The organism is Phaeodactylibacter luteus (assembly GCF_007993045.1).
GTDB lineage: Bacteria > Bacteroidota > Bacteroidia > Chitinophagales > Saprospiraceae > Phaeodactylibacter > Phaeodactylibacter luteus.
The window spans coordinates 134,737-156,520 of sequence record NZ_VOOR01000003.1 but is presented as its reverse complement, the minus strand read 5'-3'; the positions used below and the strand labels follow the sequence as shown (position 1 = coordinate 156,520).

Annotated in this window: 15 protein-coding genes; 10 read left to right on the top strand and 5 right to left on the bottom strand. The window is 54.8% G+C overall.

The features are described from left to right. Positions 1-43 precede the first annotated feature (43 nt). Both FRY97_RS02375 and FRY97_RS02370 read right to left on the bottom strand, forming a co-directional pair. Complete coding sequence (locus FRY97_RS02375; RefSeq protein WP_147165820.1) at positions 44-1,678, bottom strand: aspartate:alanine exchanger family transporter; 1,635 nt, start codon at positions 1,676-1,678, stop codon at positions 44-46. Positions 1,679-1,883: 205 nt separating this feature from the next. After that, positions 1,884-3,494, bottom strand: coding sequence for a S26 family signal peptidase (locus FRY97_RS02370; protein ID WP_147165819.1), 1,611 nt, complete (start codon positions 3,492-3,494; stop codon positions 1,884-1,886). Between the two features lie 399 nt (positions 3,495-3,893). On the opposite strand from FRY97_RS02370, the gene FRY97_RS02365 reads away from it, so the two are divergent. From FRY97_RS02365 to FRY97_RS02355, 3 genes are all read left to right on the top strand, one after another. Further along, a complete protein-coding gene (locus FRY97_RS02365; RefSeq protein ID WP_147165818.1) occupies positions 3,894-5,057 on the top strand; it encodes a type IX secretion system membrane protein PorP/SprF in 1,164 nt (387 codons plus the stop codon). A 23-nt stretch (positions 5,058-5,080) separates the two neighbouring features. Beyond that, positions 5,081-10,168 (top strand): PKD domain-containing protein, encoded by a 5,088-nt coding sequence (locus FRY97_RS02360; protein ID WP_147165817.1) that lies wholly within the window; start codon positions 5,081-5,083, stop codon positions 10,166-10,168. Positions 10,169-10,317: 149 nt separating this feature from the next. Then, a complete protein-coding gene (locus FRY97_RS02355; RefSeq protein ID WP_246141518.1) occupies positions 10,318-10,977 on the top strand; it encodes a DUF697 domain-containing protein in 660 nt (219 codons plus the stop codon). Between the two features lie 208 nt (positions 10,978-11,185). Here the strand turns inward: FRY97_RS02355 and tsaD are convergent, their stop codons facing one another. Next, entirely contained in the window at positions 11,186-12,190 is a 1,005-nt protein-coding gene (gene tsaD, locus FRY97_RS02350; protein WP_147165815.1) for a tRNA (adenosine(37)-N6)-threonylcarbamoyltransferase complex transferase subunit TsaD, read from the bottom strand. A gap of 117 nt (positions 12,191-12,307) precedes the next feature. On the opposite strand from tsaD, the gene FRY97_RS02345 reads away from it, so the two are divergent. The 7 genes from FRY97_RS02345 to FRY97_RS02315 all read left to right on the top strand — a co-directional run bounded on the left by FRY97_RS02345 (position 12,308) and on the right by FRY97_RS02315 (position 19,669). Beyond that, a complete protein-coding gene (locus FRY97_RS02345; RefSeq protein ID WP_147165814.1) occupies positions 12,308-12,682 on the top strand; it encodes a bactofilin family protein in 375 nt (124 codons plus the stop codon). 187 nt (positions 12,683-12,869) lie between these two features. Next, positions 12,870-13,457, top strand: coding sequence for a hypothetical protein (locus FRY97_RS02340; protein WP_147165813.1), 588 nt, complete (start codon positions 12,870-12,872; stop codon positions 13,455-13,457). Then, on the top strand, positions 13,445-14,287 hold the full coding sequence (locus FRY97_RS02335) for a DUF3822 family protein (RefSeq protein WP_147165812.1): 843 nt from the start codon (positions 13,445-13,447) through the stop codon (positions 14,285-14,287). Before FRY97_RS02340 ends, FRY97_RS02335 begins: the two co-directional genes overlap by 13 nt. Positions 14,288-14,889: 602 nt before the next feature. Further along, a complete protein-coding gene (locus tag FRY97_RS02330; protein ID WP_147165811.1) occupies positions 14,890-15,444 on the top strand; it encodes an RsmD family RNA methyltransferase in 555 nt (184 codons plus the stop codon). A gap of 38 nt (positions 15,445-15,482) precedes the next feature. Continuing rightward, positions 15,483-15,926, top strand: a complete 444-nt coding sequence (locus tag FRY97_RS02325) for a hypothetical protein (protein ID WP_147165810.1) — start codon at positions 15,483-15,485, stop codon at positions 15,924-15,926. A gap of 58 nt (positions 15,927-15,984) precedes the next feature. Further along, on the top strand, positions 15,985-17,934 hold the full coding sequence (gene argS / locus FRY97_RS02320) for an arginine--tRNA ligase (protein ID WP_147165809.1): 1,950 nt from the start codon (positions 15,985-15,987) through the stop codon (positions 17,932-17,934). Positions 17,935-17,986: 52 nt separating this feature from the next. Next, positions 17,987-19,669 (top strand): glutamine--tRNA ligase/YqeY domain fusion protein, encoded by a 1,683-nt coding sequence (locus FRY97_RS02315; protein ID WP_147165808.1) that lies wholly within the window; start codon positions 17,987-17,989, stop codon positions 19,667-19,669. Between the two features lie 342 nt (positions 19,670-20,011). Here the strand turns inward: FRY97_RS02315 and FRY97_RS02310 are convergent, their stop codons facing one another. Beyond that, positions 20,012-20,335 (bottom strand): hypothetical protein, encoded by a 324-nt coding sequence (locus tag FRY97_RS02310; RefSeq protein ID WP_147165807.1) that lies wholly within the window; start codon positions 20,333-20,335, stop codon positions 20,012-20,014. A gap of 23 nt (positions 20,336-20,358) precedes the next feature. Beyond that, positions 20,359-21,720 (bottom strand): SLC13 family permease, encoded by a 1,362-nt coding sequence (locus FRY97_RS02305; protein ID WP_147165806.1) that lies wholly within the window; start codon positions 21,718-21,720, stop codon positions 20,359-20,361. Positions 21,721-21,784 lie beyond the last annotated feature (64 nt).

Below are 21,784 nucleotides of genomic sequence, written 5' to 3'. Positions count from 1 at the left end.
GCTTTTTTTGTTGGTCTACCGAAGGTAAGGAATCCCTTGCCGATTACCTCAGCAGGGCGAACAGGAATTGAACGTAGACGATTTTTATCACCAAGGAGATGGGCAGCATAAGGGTGAAGCCCACGTTGGGCAGTTTGTTACCTGCTTTTTCTAGTGCGAAATCGAGTATGGCAGGCTGGCTGCCGACCATGCCCATCAGGAAACTGAACGGGATTTTGAGCACTTTGTACCCAATGAAAAGGGTGGCTACTGCCGTCAGGAAACTGATGATGGTGCCTGCCAGGAAGATGATGCCGCCTCCGCCTCTTGACACGGTATCTACAAAAGTATGCCCTGAATTGACGCCTACGCCGGCCAATAACAGGATGAGCCCAATTTGCCGAAGGGTAAGGTTGGCACCGTAGGGCAATGTCCATACCACCGGGCCGGTACGCCGCAAAGCACCCAGCACAAGCGCTACGATGATGGGGCCGCCGGCATAGCCCAATTTAAAGGATACGCCGCCGGGAAGCTCAAAGGTGATCATGCCAAGCAGCAGCCCCAGGGCCATCCCCAATCCAAAGGAGAGCAGGTTGATCCGGCTAAGGGCATCGTAGGAGTCGCCAAATAGCTGGGAAATCCTTGGGATATCCTGCCGCCGGGCCACAAACCGTACCCGGTCTCCCAGCTCGAGCACAGTCTTGGAGTTGGCCAGGAGGTCGATATCGCCCCGCCTTACCCGGGTGATGATGGCAGCAAAGCGCTCGTTCAGGTTGAGGGTAGACAGCCGCTCGCCCGCGATATCAGGGTTGGAGACAAAGAAGCGCCGGGTATCATATTCCGAGCGGTCGTAAGACAGGCGGAAGGGCAGTATCGGCCCAATGATGGGCGAAAGGCGTTCGATCTCTTCTATGTCTGCCACTACCGCCAGCTGATCTCCAGCCTGTAATATGGTATCCGGGTTGGTCAGCAGGGTTTCTTCCCCACGCTGTAGCCGGCCGAATACGGCGTTCACCTGGTACTTGCGCTTAAAGTCCCGTAATGCTAAGCCTGTTGCTTCAGCGGTTTTGACTTCCAGGGTGCGGCTGGTCACGGTTTGCCTAACGGGGTACTCCGCTTTTAGCGCTTGCTCCTCCTTCCGGAAATCAATGCGCAGTAGCCGCCGCATCAGGTTGATGGCCACCATGACCCCAAGGACGCCCATAGGGTAAGAAAGGGAGTAGCCTACTACAGCACGCTCGCTCAGCAGTTTGGCTTGGGCTGGCTCCATGCCAAGGTTGGTGATGGCATCCAATAAGCCAGCTAGAGCTGGAGTATTGGTGGTACTGCCAGCGTAGATGCCAGCAGTGGTGCTAGCCTCAAAACCAAAGAGGTAGTGTAGCCCGAAAGCGGCACTGGCTGAGAAAGTCAGCATGAGGATGACAAACAATATGTCTCTAGAGCCCCGCTGCTGGAAGGTAGAAAAAAAGCTCGGCCCGCTGCTCAGCCCTATGGTGTATACAAAGATGGCCAGCCCCAGGAAGATGATGATATCCGGTATGTGAAGGTCAGGGCTCAGCCCGCCAAATGCCAGCCCGACAAAAAGGACTGCTGCGACGCCCAAGTTGCTGCCCCGGATGCGGATGCTGCCGACTCCGTAGCCTATGCCAGCTACGATAAAAAGAAGAAGTACGGGGTTTTCAATAAATGCTTCTACCATAGATGGGGCGGCGTTTGGGCTTTTGTGCCATTCTGGTGGGGGAGGCCCGCAACAAAACTACTAAAGTAAGAAGAACTTGGGCATAGTTGTTCAGCCTATCAGTGGCATTTGGTGTTCTTTGGGTGCTATAGCCCCAAAATAAAATCAGCCTGCTGAGCAAAGAGTAGGTCCCAGCAGGCTGATGTCGGGCTTTGGCCCAGTGAGGTTATTTGAGGTTGCCGACGTACTTGAACAACCGCTCCCAGCGGATGCCATTAGCCATACTGCCCTCTTTGGTAGAGAACCAGATGATAATGGGCTTGCCGACCATGTGGTCTTCGGGGACAAAGCCCCAGACCCGGCTGTCTTCTGAGTTGTGCCTGTTGTCGCCCATGGCCCAATAGTAGTCCATCTGGAAGGTGTAGGAATCTGCAGCCTCCCCGTTGATGAACACCTGGCCATTTTTAACGGAGAGGTCGTTGCCCTCATAAGCACTGATGACCCTCTCGTAGAGGGCGATGTTCTCCGGGCTGATAGCGACCGTAGCCCCTTTTTTGGGCACATAGACCGGGCCGTAGTTGTCTACCGTCCAACCTGGGAAGTGAGCGGAGTCGTGAGGGAATAGCTTTTCCGGGTTGTTATCGAATTTGCTGACGTCAAAAGGCTCGATAGCAATGCCTGCATCCATGGCCTGCACTTTCTCTTTTTGCTCATTGGACAAGACGATGATGAACGCATTGTTGCCCTGCTGTGCGATGACGTCTTCGGAAGAAATGCCCCAGTCGCTAAAGGGCTGGGTGTTGATCTGTGCGTTTGGGAAGCTGACCAAGTACATGAACTGCAGGTGCTCGGGGTTGTCTGCGGGCTTCCCGTTGATGAAGACCTGCCGGTCGCGGATAGAGACGCTGTCCCCGGGTATGCCGATAGCGCGTTTGATATAGTGGTCTTTTTTGTCCATAGGGCGGGTCACCAGTTTTTTGGCGCCGCTTTTTATTTGTTGGGCATAGCGCGGCGGGATAGCCCCCCTCCGGTAATCGTGTATGCTCCAGGTACGGTTGGGGAAGATGTAGACGCTGTCCCCTTCCGGATAATTGAAAACGATAGGGTCGTTGCGGTCTATGGCCTCAAGTGCAGGCAACCGGTAATAGGGTAGGCTAGGCTTCTCCAGGTAAGACTCTGCGTCTACTATCGGTGCACGGTTGTGCAATAGTGGGATCATGGCGATCGTCTCAGGGGTGCGTATGCCATAGTGGGCTTTGCTGACAAAGAGGAAGTCGCCCACAAGCAGGGAGCCTTCCATAGAGGAAGTAGGGATGACGTAGGCCTCAATGAGGAACATACGGATGAAAGCAGCGGCAAACACAGCGAAGGTGATGGCTTCTACCCACTCCCTGACCGGCCCTTTTTTGTAGGGGTTGCTGGCCATGAGCTTATTGTACTTGCGCGTCTGATTGCTAGCTTGAGCCTCTTCCAGCTCAGCTTTGAAAGCAGCTTCCTTGGCCAGTGCCGGGCCGTCGTAAGTTTCATCTGCTTTGAAAGCGAGGTAAAAGAAATAGAAAGGCGCAAAGAGCACTGCGAGCACACTGTCCCAATAGCCATAGTGGCGGAAAGAGCGGGCCATGTCTATCATCAGGCCGGCGTAGATGAAGATGTTGACCACAGGGAAGAGCATCCATACGGCATGGGCAGGTTTGCGGCCCACCAATTGGGCAAGGACAATGAAGTTCAGCCCGGGCACGAGCCCTTTCCAGCCTTCTTCTCCGGCTTTCGGGAAGAGGAAAAACAAACTGGCGCTCAACAATAGGTAGCCCAGCATCAGAAAAACGAGAAATCCCATAAATAATGATTAGCGGCCTGCGCACTGCGCAAGCCAGTTGATGTTTAGCCGTTGCTCCCGGCCGCCTGCAAATATACTTCTTACAAATTGCTTTGCAACTGCACAGGGGCAATTCGCTATGGCGCCGGCCTAGCGATGCGAAGGGGTGGAAGCCCGCAGGGCCGAGCGGATAGCGAGCCCCGCAGCGTAGCGCCGCCTGCCGTCAGGCAGGGGGAGGCCCCACAACGAAGCTATATGGCTTGTGCTCAAGCGCTAAGGTAACAGGCAGGAGGGTGCTTGCTGTAAGCCAATAGATGAACAGCAGCCGTTTTGGGGCCAGCGCAGCCTAAATGTGCCAAGTTTTTGGGCAGCCGGCAGATAATTGCGATATTGAATTTTAATTCCTAAACCCCTGGCCTCATGCACAAACAAACACTTGCACTTCTGCTCTTATTATGGCCCTCTGCCATTCTTTTTGGGCAGGATCCTTTTTCCCTTCACTTTTTTGGCAACCAATCGGTGTTCAACCCTGCCCTGACAGGGCACCGGGGCGCTCTTTCTGCAGATTTCAAGGTGAAGTCCCAATGGGCTTCGGCCCGGGTGGCGAATTTCCGTTCGGCCCGTATCAATGTAGAGGAGAGCCTGCCTTGTAGCATCTTAGACTACGGGCTGCAGCTGGGCTTTGATGAGGAGGGGGATGGGCGGTTTCAGACGCTGGATGGGGCGCTGAAATTTGCGGGCACATTGCCTTTTGTTGGGCCGAATAGTGTGCACAACATCCGTGTGGGCGCTGCGTTGGGGTGGTCCCAAAAGCGGATCGACTTCAGCCGGCTAGTCTTTTCGGATCAGCTGGATGCCAAGTACGGCAATATTTTTGGCACCTCCTTCACGCCCCCCAATGGGGGGGAGTCCCGGGTGTTCTTCACACCTTCTCTGGGGCTGGCCTACAAGGCCCTATTGAATGCTGGCGCTAGGCAGGCGACGAGCCTTGCTGCCGGTGTCAGCCTGCATAATGCGTACTCTCTGGGCGAGGATATTTTTGGCAATGAGGAGTCTGTATTGGGTTTTGGCGCGCGCATACCCGCTCGTTTTTCTGCTTTTGTGGAAGCAGAGTTTATCCCTTATGCGAGCCGCCGTTCCTTTTTCAGTATCCGCCCGCTGCTGCTGATGGAGCGGCAGGGGGAAGACTTATGGCGGCCTGGCGGCCGCCTCAGCTATGTGGAGGCCGGTGCCCGCTTTAGCCTCAACCGGGCGCTGGGGCTGGGCATTTTTTATCATTTCAATGGGCGGCCTGCAGCAGATGGCTTTCATACCAATTGGTTTACTTTCACTGCGGAGGCCGGCACGGTCTTCGGCAGCAGCAGCAATCAGCGGGTAGACTTGGGCTTTGCCTATTCCAACAACTTCACAGGCTTGCGCAATGCTGTGGGGGCGCTGTATGAGTTTACGCTCTCCTTCCACCTGCTCAGCAGCCCCGGCTGCCGTATCATGGGGCGCCCGGGCGGTGGCCCTGGGCAGCAAATGCCCTGCCCTGCGATGCGGGCATCCTCCCGCCAAAAACTTTTTGAAAACATCTGGTACTAACCCCGCCTAACCTCCATGCTATTATGAAACAGTATCATCTCTTTTGCATCTTGCTCACTGGCCTGAGCCTGCCCGCTTTCGGGCAGAGCTGTGACTGCCTAGAGGATGAGTGCGGCGACATCATCTCTTCTTACACCATCGCAGGCGATCAGACGGTAGTGTGCGATGGGTTTGAGTTCACGGTGCTGAACACTTCCCCGGCAGTCGATTACGATTACTTTGTTTGGGATTGGGGCGATGGCACCCTGGATACGACTTTCACTACAGAGAGCATTTCTCATACTTACAATATCCCGGACAGCCTGGTCTGTGAGGACGACAAGACCAACTTCTTCATCTGCCTCACGGTCTATCGGGAGTGTGGCACGGGCATCAGCTGCCACAATACGAGGCAGCCGGTGGGGGTTGTGCACCGCCCGTTGGCACAATTTGATGCTGAAAACGCCCTTTGCCAGGATGACGAGCTGGGCGTACAGAACGCTTCTTGCAATGCGGACACCTACAGCTGGGATTTTGGCAATGGTTTCACCTCTACGGAGGAAAACCCCAACTATGTTTACCCGGATACGGGGCCCTATACCATTTCGCTATCTGTTGCCAATGAGTGCGCTTCGGATTCGTATACACAGTCGGTTTCTATTGTCGAGCCCCCTGTGGCGGCCTTTGAGACTGGGCTGGCGCAGGGCGATTCCCTTTGTGCGCCTGCTTCCCTTTCCCTGGCCAACCTCAACGATCAGCTGCTGACGGCCTCCGTCTGGAGCATCTTCCCCAATGATACGGCCAATTGGGTTTTCCAGGATAGCCTCATGACGGTGTTCTCTGATGAGATTGTCATCAGCCTATTGCAGCCTGGGCTATTTGAAATTGGCATTACTGCGCAAAATGCCTGTGGCAGCGATATGGCATCCTTGACATTGCCTGTATACGACCTTCCTTTCGTGAATTTGAACGCCCCGGAAGTTTTCTGCGACTCAGCTGTCGTTACCTTGAGCACGCTGGGGTACGAGGCTGCTGGCGATATCAATACCTACACTTGGTTATTCACGAATGGGGACATCCCCTCTGCTGATACTGAAGACTTCGGTTCAGTGGTTTTTTATGAAAGCGGTGAAGTATCCCTCTCGGTGGGCGGGCCCTGCGATGACGTCTCTGACGCCGTGCCCATTACGGTGGCTGGCACGGAGGCCATAACACTGGGCAACAACCCGTCTGCCCTCTGCCAAAGCAGCCCCGATGTGCAGCTGCAGGCCGGCCCAGCCGGCGGCATTTGGTCGGGGCCCGGCAATGCCATTTCAGAAAGTGGGGTGCTCTCGCCCGGGGCCCTTACGCCGGGCACTTATACTTTTACCTACAGCACTGGGGCAGGTGCATGCGAAAACGAAGCGGCAGTGGAAGTGGTTATTGAGCCTGATGTAGCAGTAACCCTGCAGGATGTCCCGACGGGTTGTGAATCCCTGGCTGTTCAGCCCGATCCTGGCTACTCTGGCACGGGGCTGACCTACTGCTGGTTTTATCTGGATGAGGGGGACTGCTTTTCAACAGATTCCCTGCCCGGCGATATTGTGCTCAATGGGCCTGGGAGCAGGGAGCTGGCCGTTTTGGTATCCGGTACTTGTGGCACTGCTGCCGATACGGTATCCCTTTCTGTTCAGGCGGCAGTAGAAGTGGAAGCGGTGCCCATAGATGAGCCGCTATGTTCTGGCTCAGGGCCTGTCAATTTGCAGGTGAATGCGGACGAGGGGCAATGGGTGGGGCCTGGGATTTCAGATCCGGCCGATGGGGTGTTTGACCCGGGCAGCGTTCCGGCAGGGGTGTACAGCTTAGTGTACGTGATCGACAACGGCGCCTGCACAGACAGCGATACCATCACGGTGGAAGTGGTGGACTCAGAGGCCGTCCTTTTTCCGGACACCTCCTATTGTGTTGATGCAGGTATACAGCAGCTGTTCGCCAGCCCGGGCACTGGCGTTTGGTCTGGGGGAGGGGTGACTGCAAGTGGGGCTTTTGACCCTGAGCAGGCAGAGGCCGGGCCCAATGCCATAACGTATACCTATGTAGACGGCAACAACTGCGAGGTGGTGCAGCAGGCTGAAGTCTTTGTCGCCCCACTGCCACAGGCCGGCTTCAGTATAGATGGCTCGCCTTGTATTGGTTCTGCCTTTACCTTTCAGGACGGATCGGCCCTGGCCAGTAGTTACAGTTGGGATTTTGGGGACGGAGGGCAAAGCTCGGAAGCTTCTCCAGGGTATAGTTATTCCACTCCCGGCACGTACACCGTCACGTTGGGCGTTACTTCTGCATTTGGGTGTGAAGCTCAAAAGGACACGGTGCTCTATATTACCACCCCGCCTGTAGCTGAATTTGCCTTAGCCGAAACAGAGGGCTGTGCCCCATTCGGGGTATCGCTTGTCAATACCAGTTATGGGGACAGCATACAGCAGTTTTGGCAGTTGGAAGGCGACACGCTTTTCGGCCCTCAGCTGAGCGGGCTCGTTTTGGACAGCATCACCACAGATTCTATCTTTGACCTCATCTTGACGGTGTCCAACTTTTGTGGCCCGGACACACAAATGGCGCAAATCTTGGTACATCCCTATCCGCAGGCCTCTTTCGGTATAAGCGAAGACGAGGGGTGTTCTCCGCTAGAGGTTTCTTTTGCTAATGCTACCGTAGGCAATGCCGACAGCTATCAATGGCAAATGGGCAATGGCTTGTCTGTATCTGACAGCTTGCCCCCGCCACAGCTGTATACTACCCCGGATACTGCCGTGAGCGTATATGAAGTGCGGCTGGTGGCCGAGAATGAATGCGGTGTAGATACCGTATGGCAGGACATAACGGTTTTCCCTCCTGATATTGATGCTTTCATTCAGTTGGATACGCTGAGCGGCTGTTCTCCGTTGGAGGTGCAGTTGCAAAACTTTTCCACTCCGGGGGCACGGAACAGCTGGCAGGTCATTGCGCCTTCTGGGGCCATAAGCGGGAGCGAACAGCCCAACCCGGTAGTTGTACTGCAAGAGCCTGGCCTCCATACGATCGTGCTTTATGCCAGCGGCTGTGGCCAGGATACCGATACGGCTTTCATCGAGGTACTTCCTGCGCCAGAGCCTGTGATGTCCTTGCCTGCTACGGCCTGTATGGGCGAGGTGGTAGCTTTTGCCCACGCTACACCTGACGTAGGCGGGGTTTTTTGGGATTTTGGCAACGGCCAGAACAGCACGCTGCCGGCCCCTGAGGCTGCCTACGATTCGGCGGGGCAGTACACGGTCAGCCTGACGGTTTACAGCCTGGCGGACAATTGCCCGGCTACACGGACAGAAACCATTACTATTTTAGGCCGTCCACAAGCTGCTTTTGCCCCTTCGCAGGTCAGTGGCTGTAGCCCGCTCAGTGTGGCTTTTGCGAATACGAGCCAAGGGGAGGGGGCGCTCAACTTTGTCTGGGATTTCATGGACGGGACCTCTGCCAGCTTTGAGGCCGAGCCTGTGCACACGTTTGAAGCGCCCGGGCAATATCCGGTGCGCCTGTCCGTAACGGATGAGCTCGGCTGTTTTGGCGATACTACCTTTTTCAACATCACGGTCCACCCGGACCCGGTCAGCAGTTTCTTCATCCCCGAGCAGTTGTATTGCCTTGGGGTGGATACCCTCTTCCTGCAAAATCAGTCTGAGGGCGCAGTGGCATACGAATGGGATATTTTTGGGGAGATGAGCACGCTGGTAGCGCCCATTTCCAGCCTGCCCGAGGCGGGGGCTTCCATCATCGAGCTGACCGCTATCAGTGCCAATGGTTGCCGGGATACCTCTGCCCGGGAGATAGAGGTGCTCAACAGCCCGGTTGCCGGGTTTGCATTTGGGCCTGACGCGGGCTGCCAGGGGCTGGCTGTTGATTTTGAGAATGCATCACAATGGGCAGATACTTACAGCTGGGATTTTGGCAACGGCAACAGCAGTACGCAGGTATCTCCTGCCCAGACCTTTGGCGAGGCTGGGAGCTATGCGGTGCGTTTGGTGGCCCTTTCTTTCAACGGGTGCCCTGCCGATACCCTTGTCGAAACGGTAACCGTCTATCCGGCTCCGGTTGCGGGCTTTGTTTTTGAGCAGCCAGAAGCATGCGGAGTGCCCCGGAGCGTGCTTTTCGAGAACACCTCAACTGGGAATATTGATAACCGTTGGTCTTTTGGAGAAGGCAGCACTTCTGCTGGCACCTCGCCTTTGTTCACCTATACTTCTCCCGGTGCCTTCTCTGTAGGGCTCATTGTAGAGAACGAGTTTGGCTGCCTCGATACCTTAGTGCAGGAAGTGGATATCCTTGGGCGGCCGGAAGCCGCTCTTGCCTTTTCCGATACACAAGGGTGCGAGCCGCTTTATGTGGAGATAGACAACTTATCCGAGCAAGCTGCCGAGTACGTTTGGCTCATTGAGTCCCGCCCGCCGTTTACGGTAGACCGGCCAAGCTTTGTCCTGCCAGAGCCCGGGCAGTATGACGTTACCCTGGTGGCGATTTATAATGAAGCCTGCCGCGATACCCTGCAGCTGGCCGATGCGCTGACCGTCTATCCCAGCCCGACTGCTGATTTTGATTATACGATTGACCCGCTCGAGAGCCGGCTGGGGGAGGTTTTGTTTTTCAATTACAGCAGGCAGGCCAACCGCTTCTTATGGGATTTTGGGGATGGCTTTACGACTACAGCCTTTGAGCCTTTGCACGAATTTAATTTTAATGACCGCCTGCCCGTAACGCTTACGGCCTACAATGATAATGGCGGGGTGTTCCTTTGCCAGCATGATACCACTATCTTTCTGCAGCCAGAGTGGATCAATACTTTTCATGCGCCCAACGCTTTCTCCCCTGACTATGGGGCGGGTGATGTCCGCGTTTTCAAACCTGTAGGGATAGGGGTAGATGCCATCACGATACGGGTATACGCTCCTTATGGGGAGCAGGTTTGGCATTCAGAGGAAGTGAGGGGCAATCAGCCGGCAGGGGCTTGGGATGGCACTTACAAAGGGGAGCCTTTGCCACAAGGGGCATATACTTGGATCGCAGACCTGACTTTCCTGAACGGAGAGCGCAGGCGGGCAACGGGTACGGTGACCCTGCTCCGCTGACGGCTATGGGCGTTGCCGTTCAGCCTAGAAAATAGCCGTGTTGTCGAAAAAAGCGTCAAATTGTACCAGATTCCGATATCATTGCGAGCATGGACCAAAAGAAGATTATGCAGGTACTCAAAAGTGCCCAAACTGTAAAAAAGATTGTCATGAGCGATTCTAACAGCCCAAGGAGCCAACATGCGGAGACCATCATCCGCAACCACGTCGTGTGGTCTATGGGGGCAGGTTTTATCCCGATATTGATTGCAGATATCTTCGCAGTCAGCGCTTTGCAACTAGATATGATCCGGCAGATGTGCCGTGCTTACGACCTTGATTTTTCGGAGACGCAGGGCAAAGCCATTGTGACCTCCCTCACGAGCACGACCCTTGCCCGTTTGGGCGCCGGCAGCATCGTCAAGCTTATCCCTGGTTTGGGCTCGGTAGTGGGCGGCGTAACGGTCTCGATTTTTGCTGGCGCGTCCACTTATGCTTTGGGGCAGGTTTTTAAGCGCCATTTTGAGTCCGGCGGCACCATTCTAGATTTTGACCCCGCCCGCTTGAAGAAGATGTACAAGGAGCAGTTCGAGAAAGGCAAAAAAGTTGCCGAGCAGCTGCGCAAGGACGATAAAGCCAAAGCCGAGGCTGAAGCGGCCAAAGCAGCTGAAACGGCTGCGGAAGGGCCGGTTGAAGGCAATAAGGCTACGGGCTCATCGGGCACCGATTCTCTGGCCCGCTTGCGGGAATTGGCACAGCTGCGGGACGCCGGGGTGATTTCGGAGGAGGAGTTTCAACAATTGAAGCAGAAGGTCATTAATGATTTTTAGGCGCTGCGAATGGTATAGGGAATAGCCCGGAGCGGCACCACCCCGGGCTATTTGGATTTGTGGCAGCGCCGGCCTAGCGCTGCGGAGGGGTGTCAAGCCCGATAGGGCCGAGCGGATAGCGAGCCCCGGAGCATAGCGGCACCTGCCGTTGGGCAGGGGCAGGCCCCCTCACATTGTGTAGGGGCAGAGAAGTAGGGCTCGTACATTTTCAAGATTGGGGCAGGCGGGCAGCGGGCTGAACGGATTGGCTTGTGAAATCCCCGTTTAGATATTTGTAGTAGGCGGCTACCGCAATCATCCCTGCATTATCGGTACAATACTCAAAGGCCGGGATATAGGTGTTCCAGCCTTCCTTTCCCCCCATGGCCTTCAGCCCTGCCCTCAGCCCGGAGTTGGCCGAGACCCCGCCTGCAATCGCAATTTCCTTGATGCCAGTCTGCCGGCTCGCTTTGCGCAGCTTTTTCAGGAGGATGGTCACAATGCGCTCCTGTACGGAAGCGCAGATGTCGTTGAGGTTGTCTTTTACAAAATCGGGCTCAGCCCGTACCTGTTTCTGCAAGTAATAAAGGATGGCCGTCTTTAGCCCGCTGAAGCTGAAGTCCAGCCCTGGGATACGGGGCTCTGGGAAATCGAACTTAGGCGTTCCTTTTTGGGCGAGCTGATCGATGACCGGCCCGGAAGGGTAGGGCAGCCCTAGCATTTTCCCGGTTTTGTCAAAAGCTTCGCCGGCGGCATCGTCAATGGTCTGCCCTAGCACTGCCATATCAAAAGGGCTGTTGACCTGAACGATCTGAGTATGCCCGCCAGAGACGGTCAGGCAAAGGAAAGGGAAAGCAGGCTTGGGGTCTTCTGCAAAGTGGGCCAGGATGTGCGCCTGCATGTGGTGCACTTCAATAAGCGGGATATTGAGGCTCAGCCCCAGTGCTTTGGCAAAAGAAACGCCGACAATGAGGGAGCCTAACAGGCCTGGCCCCCGGGTAAAAGCGATGGCGCTCAGCTCAGATTTATCCACTCCGGCATCTTTCAGCGCCAAGTCTACTACGGGGATAATATTGACCTGATGGGCGCGGGACGCAACCTCTGGCACTACCCCTCCGTATAAACGGTGAGCCTCTTGGTTGGCTACGCAGTTGCTGAGCACTTCGCCGTCGCGCAGGACAGCGGCGGAGGTGTCGTCACAGGAAGATTCGATAGCGAGTAAGGTAATGCTCATTGGGCGTTCCGTTCAATTGTGGACCGCAAAGGACAGGCTTTTCCTTCAAACGTGCAACTTCCGTGCGGCCAGCCACGAGGCTTTTACTTGACCAACACCAAAAAGACCGATTTCAACATGATGGCCAAAGCAAAAACAAAAGCCAAAGCCTTGGAAGCAGATGCTGTGCGCGCTGCTGAGGGCAATTGTATCATTTCGGCCGGCACGGCCATACAGGGCGATCTGCAATGCAGAGAGAACATCCGCTTGGATGGCAAGCTGCAAGGAGACCTGAAAGGGGAGCAGCGCTTGGTGCTGGGCCCAAACGGGGTGATTGCCGGGAACGTAACCGCAGGCACGGCGATAATATCTGGGCATATACAAGGCAATTTGGAGGTCAGCGGCCTGCTTCAGCTCACGGCCACTGCCCGGGTTGACGGGGAGGTATCTGCTTCCCGATTGGAGGTGGAAGCTGGGGCAGCCTGCAACGGCACCTTTAAAATAGCAAGTTAGAGGCATAGAAAATGCTGGGTTTGTTTTATCTTGCCTACCGTAATCAGGGCGCTCCCCCTGTTGGCGGTCTTCTTCTGCCTGTGCCTCAATAAAGCGCTGGGGTGGTGGCGGAGGGGGAAAATGCCCCGCTGAGGATGGCAGTTTTTCACGAGAAATTATTTATACTTGCGTCAAAACAAACCGAAAAATGAGAATAGTTATTAACTTGATTCTAGCCGCTATCGTAGTAGGTTTGGTCTACGTGCTTGTTAGCAGCATTCAGGAGCCTATTGCTTTTAAGGCTGAAAAAGAAAAACGCGAGCGCGCTGTGGTAGACCGTCTGATGAAAATCCGTACCGCACAGGAGGCTTATCGGAACATCAAGGGCGAGTTCGCCTCATCTTTCGATACCCTTTCACAGGTGTTGAAAACGGATAGCTTTGCTATTATCAAGGTAATCGGTGACCCGGATGACCCCAACTTTACTGGCGAGATCATTTACGATACCACTTACCTGCCGGCTTATGATTCTATCCGGACGGTGCTCGGCATGTCGCTCGATTCTCTGAAGTATGTGCCCTACAGCGGTGGGCAGGCGTTCGAAATCAAAGCTGACACAATTTCTTATCAGAGCACTATCGTGCCCGTTGTAGAGGTGGGCGTCCGCCGTGAAGCATTCATGGGGGCGTTCAAAGATCCTCGCTTTGCGCGCTACGACAGCGGATACGATCCTAAGAGCTTCCTCAAGTTCGGTAATATGAACGCACCAAACCTTTCGGGCAATTGGGAGAGGTAATCACGGATATCATATCACCTGCTTTCGAAAAAAGAAACACCAATAATTATGAACTGTCCATCCTGGCCGGGATGGGCAGTTTTGATTATGTGGTATGGTCTGCACAGCAGGAATTGCTTGTGCTGCGCCGGTACCGGCTGCCAAGCTCAGGGCTCTCCCCGGAGGCTGTGCGGGCTGTATCGGGCACAGATCTCTTGCTGCGCTCCCCCTTTAGGGCGATCACCCTGGGGGTGGCTACGCCTGCTCAGGCTATTGTCCCAGCCCGCCTGTTCAATAAAGCTCATGCCCCTCAGTACCTGTCTCATACTACAGCCTTGGCAGAGGGCACAGATGTGCTGGACAACCGCATCGATGCATTTGGGGCACAGCTGGTCTACCCGCTTCCCTCCTCGTTGAACGTCAGTTTGCGGAAGGCATTCCCCGGTTGCCGGGTATTCCATTTGGGCAGCGCGCTCATAGAGGGGCAGCGCCGTATGGGGTATGCTGCGCATCAGCCTGCACTTTTTGGCCATCTCCAAGGGGGCTATTTCTGCGTTACCGTGATCGAGGGCGGGAGCCTGCAGTACTTCAGCATCAACCCGGTGCAACATGCAAAAGATATCACTTACTTCCTGATGCTGGCCTACGAACAGTGTCAGCTCAACCCTGAAAAGCATGGCGTTTACCTTTCAGGGGCGCTCGCAGAGGATTCCGATGCTTTCCGAAGCATCAAGCGCTACGTTTTGCAGGTTCAGTTTTTGTCCCCCGGTGCTTATTTCAAGCTTGGGCAGGTGCAAAAGGAGCTACAGTTGTATCAATATTTCAGCCTGCTCAGCCTAAGCTTTGTTTGAGGGGGCATTTAGCGCATATTTGGAGCTCGTGCCTATTGCCATCAACGCTTGATGAACCTGGCTCCTGCACTAAATTTTCATTTAGCCCGCTAAGCTCGAGTGTAGTGGCTTCGCCAAGATCTTGCTGGTACAGCAGGTGTGTGTAAGTGCTCGATTTTTAAAATGGAACCGCCCCAAAAAGTGCTTAGTGCAGCGGCCGGCTGTCAAACATGCGCTAACCGTTAGTGGGCCCGGCTGGGGCGCAAACCAGATTGTTGTTATTTGGGCCTGCCCAGCTGTGAGGATGGGGGCCTGCCCCTGCCCGATGGCAGGAGCCGCTATGCTCCGGGGCTCGCTATCCGCTCGGCCCTAACGGGCTTGCCACCCCTGCGCAGCGCTAGGCCAATGCCAGGCTAAAGCCAGAAAAGCATAAACGCTTGGGATATTTTGGTTTACGACCCCCGGCTGTTGGCGTTGTTAGCCCTGCCAATCGCCTCAATGTGTTGTTGGCCAGAGCCCTGAATAGCGGATCTGCAGCTTGCGGTAATTTCCGCACATTAGGAGCTGTTGCCAACCACGGGCCTTTCTTCTTGTTCTTTTTGTTACATCAAACCTGAAATGCCATGCGTATTATTGGCGGCCAATTTAAAGGGCGTAGGTTCAACCCCCCTGCCAAAAACTGGCCTACCCGGCCTACAACGGACTTCGCCAAAGAGGGCTTGTTCAATATTTTGTACAATCAGCTTGAATTCGAGGGCTTGAAGGTCCTCGACCTATTTGGGGGCACCGGCAATCATACTTACGAGTTTATTTCCAGAGGCTGCCGGGATGTCACCTATGTGGATAAGTTCCCGGGCTGTGTGAAGTTTGCCCGCCGCACGGCCAAAGAGCTGGGCATAGAAGAGCATATCCGCATCGTACACGGGGATGTGTTCAAGTTCATCGCCTATGCAGGGGAGCAGTACGATTATATTTTCGCAGGCCCACCTTATGCTTTGCCTACGATTGACACCATCCCGGATGAGATTTTCAAGCATGGCCTGTTGGCCCCCGGAGGGCTTTTTGTTATGGAGCACAACCCCAATCATTCCTATACGGCCCACCCGCGCTACGATGGGGAGCGGCACTATGGCAAAACAATATTCAGTTTCTTCCGTCCGGAAGGGAACACCCAGTAAGGCTTTGCTTGTTACCTAATACTCAAAACCCGAATTTCATGAAGCTTCTTTTTTCCATTAGCTGCTTGTTGATTGCGCCCTTTTGGCTCGCCGGGCAGGACGTTTTTGATTTCACCGGCACTTGGGAGGGCATACTCACGCAGGAGGAGGGCGGGTATACGCCAGAGTATGCTTTCAAGCTCGTACTGGAGCAGGACGGGATGGACATCAAGGGGCGCAGCTTTGTCAAGTACGGCGAGATCTATGCTGAGATGGAATTAGAAGGCCGGCTGATCGGCAACCGCGCTATCCACTGGGAAGAGATCAAACTGTTGGACAACTGGAAGCACGAGCACATGGAATGGTGCTACAAAAGGGCAGACTTGTTTGTCGTAAAACGTGGGGCAAAGCCAAAATTAGAAGGGCCGTGGTCTGGGAATACCGGAGAGGCAGACTGTGTGCCCGGGAAAATCAAGGTGTCCCGGGTCTCCCCTCGTGCATGACCTTATCTGTTTTGGCTAAAAATGTATACTTTTGCCGCTTCGAAAAGACCAAATCCACATGACTATCATTCAGACGATTCAGGAAGGCGTAGCCCAGGCGGTAAAAGCCTTGTACGGCATAGAAATGCCTGCTGAAAAAGTAACACTGACGCCAACGCGCAAAGAATTTGAAGGGGATTATACCGTTGTGGTATTCCCATTCACCAAGGCTGCCCGCAAGAAGCCCGATCAGATCGGGGAAGAGCTGGGCGCCTATCTGGCTGATGCGGTGCAGGAGGTGTCGGGTTTCAATGTCATCAAGGGGTTCCTCAACCTGGTCGTCAATGATGCTTATTGGTCCGCTTTCCTGGAAGGCATTTATCAGGATAAAGGCTACGGGCGGCATCCTGCCAACGGGCAGAAAGTCATGGTGGAGTTTTCGTCCCCCAATACCAACAAGCCGCTCCACCTCGGGCACATCCGCAATATCCTTTTGGGCTGGTCGACTGCTCAAATACTGGATGCTGCCGGGTATGAAGTGGTGAAGGTGCAGGTCGTCAATGACCGTGGGATTGCCATTTGCAAAAGCATGCTGGCCTGGCAGGAATATGGAAACGGGGCTACGCCGGCAACAACCGGAAAAAAAGGCGACCATTTCGTCGGCAGTTTTTATGTGCTGTTCGAGCAAAAATTCCAGGAAGAGTACAAAGCCTGGCAGCAGTCTGAGGCTGGGCAGGAGGCCTTCAGCCAATGGAAGAGGGACGAGAAGGCAGTAGCAAAAGCGGAAAAGGCCATAGCGGAGGCAGCCCGCAAAGCAGAAGGGAAGGCGGAGCGCGAAGGCAAAACCTTCGATCCGGCCGATTTTACCTTGGAGAAGCACTTCTTTGGCTCCGTTTTCAAGAACACCTACTTCAATGCGCACAGTGCGCTTGGGCAGAAGGCCAAAGCCATGCTCCTAGCTTGGGAAGCCGGCGACAAAGAGGTCCTTACCCTTTGGAGCACGATGAACGGCTGGGTCTATGAAGGCTTTGATCAGACCTACGCCAAGCTCGGTGTTTCTTTCGATAAGCTGTACTTTGAGTCCAATACCTACCTGCTGGGCAAGGATGCGATAACGGAGGGGCTGGGCAAAGGGATTTTCTACCAGAAAGCGGATGGCTCTGTGTGGATAGACCTGACAGATGCCAAGCTTGACCACAAGCTGGTCTTGCGCAGCGATGGGACCTCTGTGTACATCACTCAGGATATAGGCACCGCACAAGAACGCTACAAAGACTTTGGGGTAGATAAAATGGTCTATGTGGTAGCAGACGAACAGGATTACCACTTTCAGGTCTTATTTGAAACCCTCAAGCGCTTGGGAGAGCCTTATGCTGCCGGCTTGCACCACCTGAGCTACGGTATGGTCGACTTGCCTTCCGGCAAAATGAAAAGCCGGGAGGGCACGGTAGTAGATGCGGACGACCTCGTGGCCGAGGTCGTTAGCGAGGCCCGGGCCAACGCACAGGAACGGGATACCCTTTCGGCCCTTTCTAAAGCGGAACAAGAGGAGATCATAAGCCAGGTAGGGCTCTCCGCCTTGAAGTTTTTCATCATCAAGGTGCAGCCTCAAAAGCGGATGACCTTTGACCCCAAAGAATCTGTAGATATGCAGGGGCAGACAGGCCCTTACGTGCAGAACGCTTATGTACGGGTGCAGTCGGTATTGCGCAAAGCAGCTGGCGGGGTGGATTTTGGCGGGGCAAAAGCATACGGCCCACTTGCTAATATTGAGCGCGAACTGATTGGGCAGTTGTATGCTTTCCCAGCGCTCATTCAGGAGGCAGCAGAAAGCTATGACCCATCCGGTATCGCTAATTTCTGTTATGACCTGGCGAAAAATTACCACCGTTTCTACCATGACCATAGCATTTTGAATGCGGAGTCTGCGGCAGCCAAAAGCTTTCGCCTGATGTTGTCGCAGGCTGTGGCCAATACCCTGCGCACCGGTATGAACCTTCTGGGGATTGAAATGCCGGAGCGCATGTAGCCCCCACACCGGCCAACCACAGTTTTTTGAAACAGACCAAACCAATTTTGGGATGACCAACGAGAAAAAGGAGTCGCTCAATTTTATTGAGCAAATCATCGAAGAGGATATCAACAACGCAAAGCATGGTGGCCGGGTGCATACCCGCTTCCCGCCTGAGCCCAATGGCTATCTCCACATTGGGCATGCTAAAGCCATCACCCTCAACTTTGAGATCGCTCAGCGGTATGGCGGGAAGACCAACCTCCGCTTTGATGATACCAACCCTACCACCGAAGACACAGAGTATGTGGAGAATATCCAAAAGGATATCGAGTGGCTGGGCTTCCAATGGGAAGGGGAGCCGCTCTACGCTTCTGACTATTTCCAGCAGCTCTATGATTTTGCGGTCAAGCTGATACAGAAAGGCAAAGCCTATGTGGACGATTCCTCCGCAGAGGAGATTGCGGCCATGAAAGGGGATATCGGCGTGCCAGGGAAGGAAAGCCCTTACCGCAGCCGGTCTGTGGAAGAAAACCTCGAGCTGTTTGCCAAAATGAAGGAAGGGGCCTTCCCCGATGGTGCTAAGGTACTGCGGGCCAAGATAGATATGGGGCACCACAACCTGTTGCTGCGCGACCCGGTGATGTACCGCATCAAACGGGACCGCCACCACCGCACTGGCGATGAATGGTGTATTTATCCTATGTACGACTTTGCTCATGGGCAGTCTGATTCCATAGAAGGCATCACCCATTCCCTTTGCTCTTTGGAGTTCATTCATCACCGGCCGCTCTATGACTGGTTCATCCAGGAACTGGAGATCTTCCCCAGCCGGCAGATCGAGTTTGCCCGCATGAATGTCTCCTATATGATCACGAGCAAGCGCAAGCTGCTCAAACTGGTCAGGGATCATCACGTGACCGGCTGGGATGACCCTCGCATGCCTACGCTTTCTGGCATGCGCCGCCGGGGGTTCCCTCCAATGGCCATCCGTACTTTCTGCAATAAAGCGGGCATCACCAAGCGGGAGAACCTCATCGATATGGGCTTGTTGGAGTTTTGCGTGCGCGATGAGCTCAATAAGACAGCCCCACGCATCATGGCAGTGCTCGATCCGCTCAAGGTGGTCATCACCAATTATCCAGAAGGCCAGACGGAGCAGATGACGGTTGTCAATAACCCGGAAGATGAAAGCATGGGCACCCGGGAAATGCCATTTTCCCGTGAAGTGTATATCGAGCGTGGAGACTTTATGGAGGACCCCCCCAAGAAATACTTCCGTATGGGGCCGGGCCGCAATGTACGCCTGAAAGGGGCATACATCCTTCATTGCGATGACTTTGTCAAAGATGCTGAGACAGGAGAGGTCAAAGAAGTACACTGTACCTATTATCCGGACAGCCGGAGCGGGGAAGACACCTCCGGAGTAAAAGCCAAGGGCACCCTGCATTGGGTCTCTGCTGCTCACGCGCGTACTGCCGAGGTCCGGCTTTATGACCGGCTGTTCAGCGACCCCACCCCAGATCAGCACGAGGGCAAGGACTATCTGGATTTCCTAAACCCAGATTCTTTGCAGGTTTTGGACCGGGTTTATGTTGAGCCCAACGTAGGGGAGCTGCAGCCTGGCGAACAGTTTCAGTTCTTGCGCATGGGGTATTACTGCGTAGACCCGGACTCGACCGCTGATCATTTGGTGTTTAACCGTACGGTGACCCTCAAAGATGGGTGGGCGAAAGCACAAAAAAAAGGCTAATGGCCTGAAAGCCAAGGGCTGTAATGCTTACAGTGGTACAGGTGGGCCTTGAGCCGCTGTGCTTTTGCAAGCCCAACAGAGTAGGGGAGTTCTGGAAAGCAGGGCTCCCCTGCTTTGTTTTAGGAGGGGCGTGAACTATAATGCTGCAGGCGTTTGCGTTTTTCGGGCTTTGGCCTAGCGCTGCGAAGGGGTGGCAAGCCCGACAGGGCCGAGCGGATAGCGAGCCCCGGAGCATAGCGGCACCTGCCCGCAGGCAGGGGCAGGCCCCCTCACATTGTGCAGGGGCAGGCCCAAGAAAAGACAAACTGGTTTGCGCCCATTAGGAGAGCAAGTGTGAGCGGCTTATTCCTCCTCTTCGGTACGGTCTGCCAGCATTTGGCAAATCTTTTTGAACTCCTCCAAGTCTTGCTCTTTGCGGTCTTCGAACATCCGCTTCACATTGCGCCCGCTCATGAACTCTCCGCTTCGGTGTATCCCTCTAAGAAAAGATTCATAGCCCTTCCCATGGTGGTAGTACCCTAAAGGGGCAATGACATAGCTGGCGACAAAGGCATTGCACTGCGTACAGGCGACGAAAACCTTATCCGACTCTCCGGGGGCACGGACGAGGATGTTCTTGACAGATGTGGCGCCACAATATTGGCAGTGCTGGGTATGTAATTCCATGGTAGGGCTAAATGCAGGCGGCATTAAATAAAAAGTGGAATATAGAAAATACTTGCCAAGCTGGTAAGCACCATGGCCATTAATGTCACCACGAGGCCCGCTTTGGCCATGTCCCCGACTTTGAAAAGGCCGGAGCCAAAAGCAATGGCATTGGGCGGGGTGCTTACAGGAAGGGCCATAGAAGAAGAGCACATAAAGGCAATGGCTATGCTCAGCAGCAAAGGGCTGGCCGGCAGTGAAATGGCTACAGGGAGCAGTAGGTTTGCGGTCGCTGTGTTGCTCATGACAGTCGTCATGCCAGCGGAGAGCAACAGTATGGTGCCAAAGATGAGTGCCAGGCTGCTTTCTGCCGGGATGAGGCCCGCCGCTTCAGCGGTCAGCCCGCTGGCGGTCAGGCAGCTGCCAAGGCACAGGCCGCCCCCCAGCATGAACAAGATATCCCAGGGCATATTCCTGAAGTCGGGTGTTTTGAGCAGCCCGCTGCCGTAGGCCAGCAAAACGCAAATCAGCCCGGTCATCCCTGTACTGATACCGGTCTGGCCACCGAGCAGCCACCCTAGCACAGTGAAACCGAAAATGCCAATAATCAGCCATTGTTTGGCCGATAGTGGCGCATTGGGCTGCTTGGCCTGTTGGTGCTCCATTTGTAGCGCTCCGGGCGGATAGAGGCGCAGCAGCAACAGCCATAGCCCACCTAGCAGCAGGGCTACAACGGGCAGGCTGATGGCCATCCACCAAGCGAAGGAGAGCTCCCAGCCTTGTTGTGCAAGGTAGGCCATTGCGATAGCATTGGGCGGGGTGCCGATCGGGGTGCCGAGCCCCCCGATATTGCAGGCAAAAGGGATGCCGATCGCTAGCGCTTTGGAAAAAGAATGCCCTTGGGGCAACTGCGCAATCATAGGGGTGACGATAGCAAACATCATGGCAGCGGTCGCCGTGTTGCTCATCCACATTGAAAGGAAAGCCGAAACCAGAAGGAGCCCCAACAGGACCCGGTCTGGCGCAGTGCCGGTGCGTGCAAGTAGCCACGAGGCCATGCGCTGTGCCAGCCCGTATTTGTTGAGCAGGGCACTGAGGGTGAAGCCGCCGAGGAACAGCAGGGTCAAGTCGCTGAAAAAAGCAAAGTAGAGGCTTTCCGGCTGATAACCGGGCTGCAGGGCTGGGGCGAGCCAAAGGACGCCCATAGCCAATACCCCAAGGCTCGAGATGTACAGGGGAAGGGCTTCGCTAATCCATAGATAGGCCGTGATGAGGAGTATGCTGAGCGCAATGCCCGCAGGTGTGGGCAGCCCGAGCCAAGTGTGCCAATAGCCTAATGCCTGTATGGCGGCAAAGGAAGCGCAGAGCACTGCTGCAAGGGCGGACAGTCGTTGGTTTGTAGGCATGGTGTCATTAATGAGCTGCAATATTAACCCGGGCAGCGCGCTCCGCCAAGTACGCCTAAGGTGA

Bases quoted from the DNA above. Each gene is read 5' to 3' on its own strand.
- FRY97_RS02360 (WP_147165817.1), top strand. From the start codon at position 5,081: ATGAAACAGTATCATCTCTTTTGCATCTTGCTCACTGGCCTGAGCCTG.
- FRY97_RS02310 (WP_147165807.1), bottom strand. From the start codon at position 20,335: ATGGAATTACATACCCAGCACTGCCAATATTGTGGCGCCACATCTGTC.
- FRY97_RS02340 (WP_147165813.1), top strand. From the start codon at position 12,870: ATGAGAATAGTTATTAACTTGATTCTAGCCGCTATCGTAGTAGGTTTG.
- tsaD (WP_147165815.1), bottom strand. From the start codon at position 12,190: ATGAGCATTACCTTACTCGCTATCGAATCTTCCTGTGACGACACCTCC.
- FRY97_RS02370 (WP_147165819.1), bottom strand. From the start codon at position 3,494: ATGGGATTTCTCGTTTTTCTGATGCTGGGCTACCTATTGTTGAGCGCC.
- FRY97_RS02325 (WP_147165810.1), top strand. From the start codon at position 15,483: ATGAAGCTTCTTTTTTCCATTAGCTGCTTGTTGATTGCGCCCTTTTGG.
- FRY97_RS02330 (WP_147165811.1), top strand. From the start codon at position 14,890: ATGCGTATTATTGGCGGCCAATTTAAAGGGCGTAGGTTCAACCCCCCT.
- FRY97_RS02365 (WP_147165818.1), top strand. From the start codon at position 3,894: ATGCACAAACAAACACTTGCACTTCTGCTCTTATTATGGCCCTCTGCC.
- FRY97_RS02345 (WP_147165814.1), top strand. From the start codon at position 12,308: ATGATGGCCAAAGCAAAAACAAAAGCCAAAGCCTTGGAAGCAGATGCT.
- FRY97_RS02375 (WP_147165820.1), bottom strand. From the start codon at position 1,678: ATGGTAGAAGCATTTATTGAAAACCCCGTACTTCTTCTTTTTATCGTA.
- argS (WP_147165809.1), top strand. From the start codon at position 15,985: ATGACTATCATTCAGACGATTCAGGAAGGCGTAGCCCAGGCGGTAAAA.
- FRY97_RS02355 (WP_246141518.1), top strand. From the start codon at position 10,318: ATGAGCGATTCTAACAGCCCAAGGAGCCAACATGCGGAGACCATCATC.
- FRY97_RS02315 (WP_147165808.1), top strand. From the start codon at position 17,987: ATGACCAACGAGAAAAAGGAGTCGCTCAATTTTATTGAGCAAATCATC.
- FRY97_RS02305 (WP_147165806.1), bottom strand. From the start codon at position 21,720: ATGCCTACAAACCAACGACTGTCCGCCCTTGCAGCAGTGCTCTGCGCT.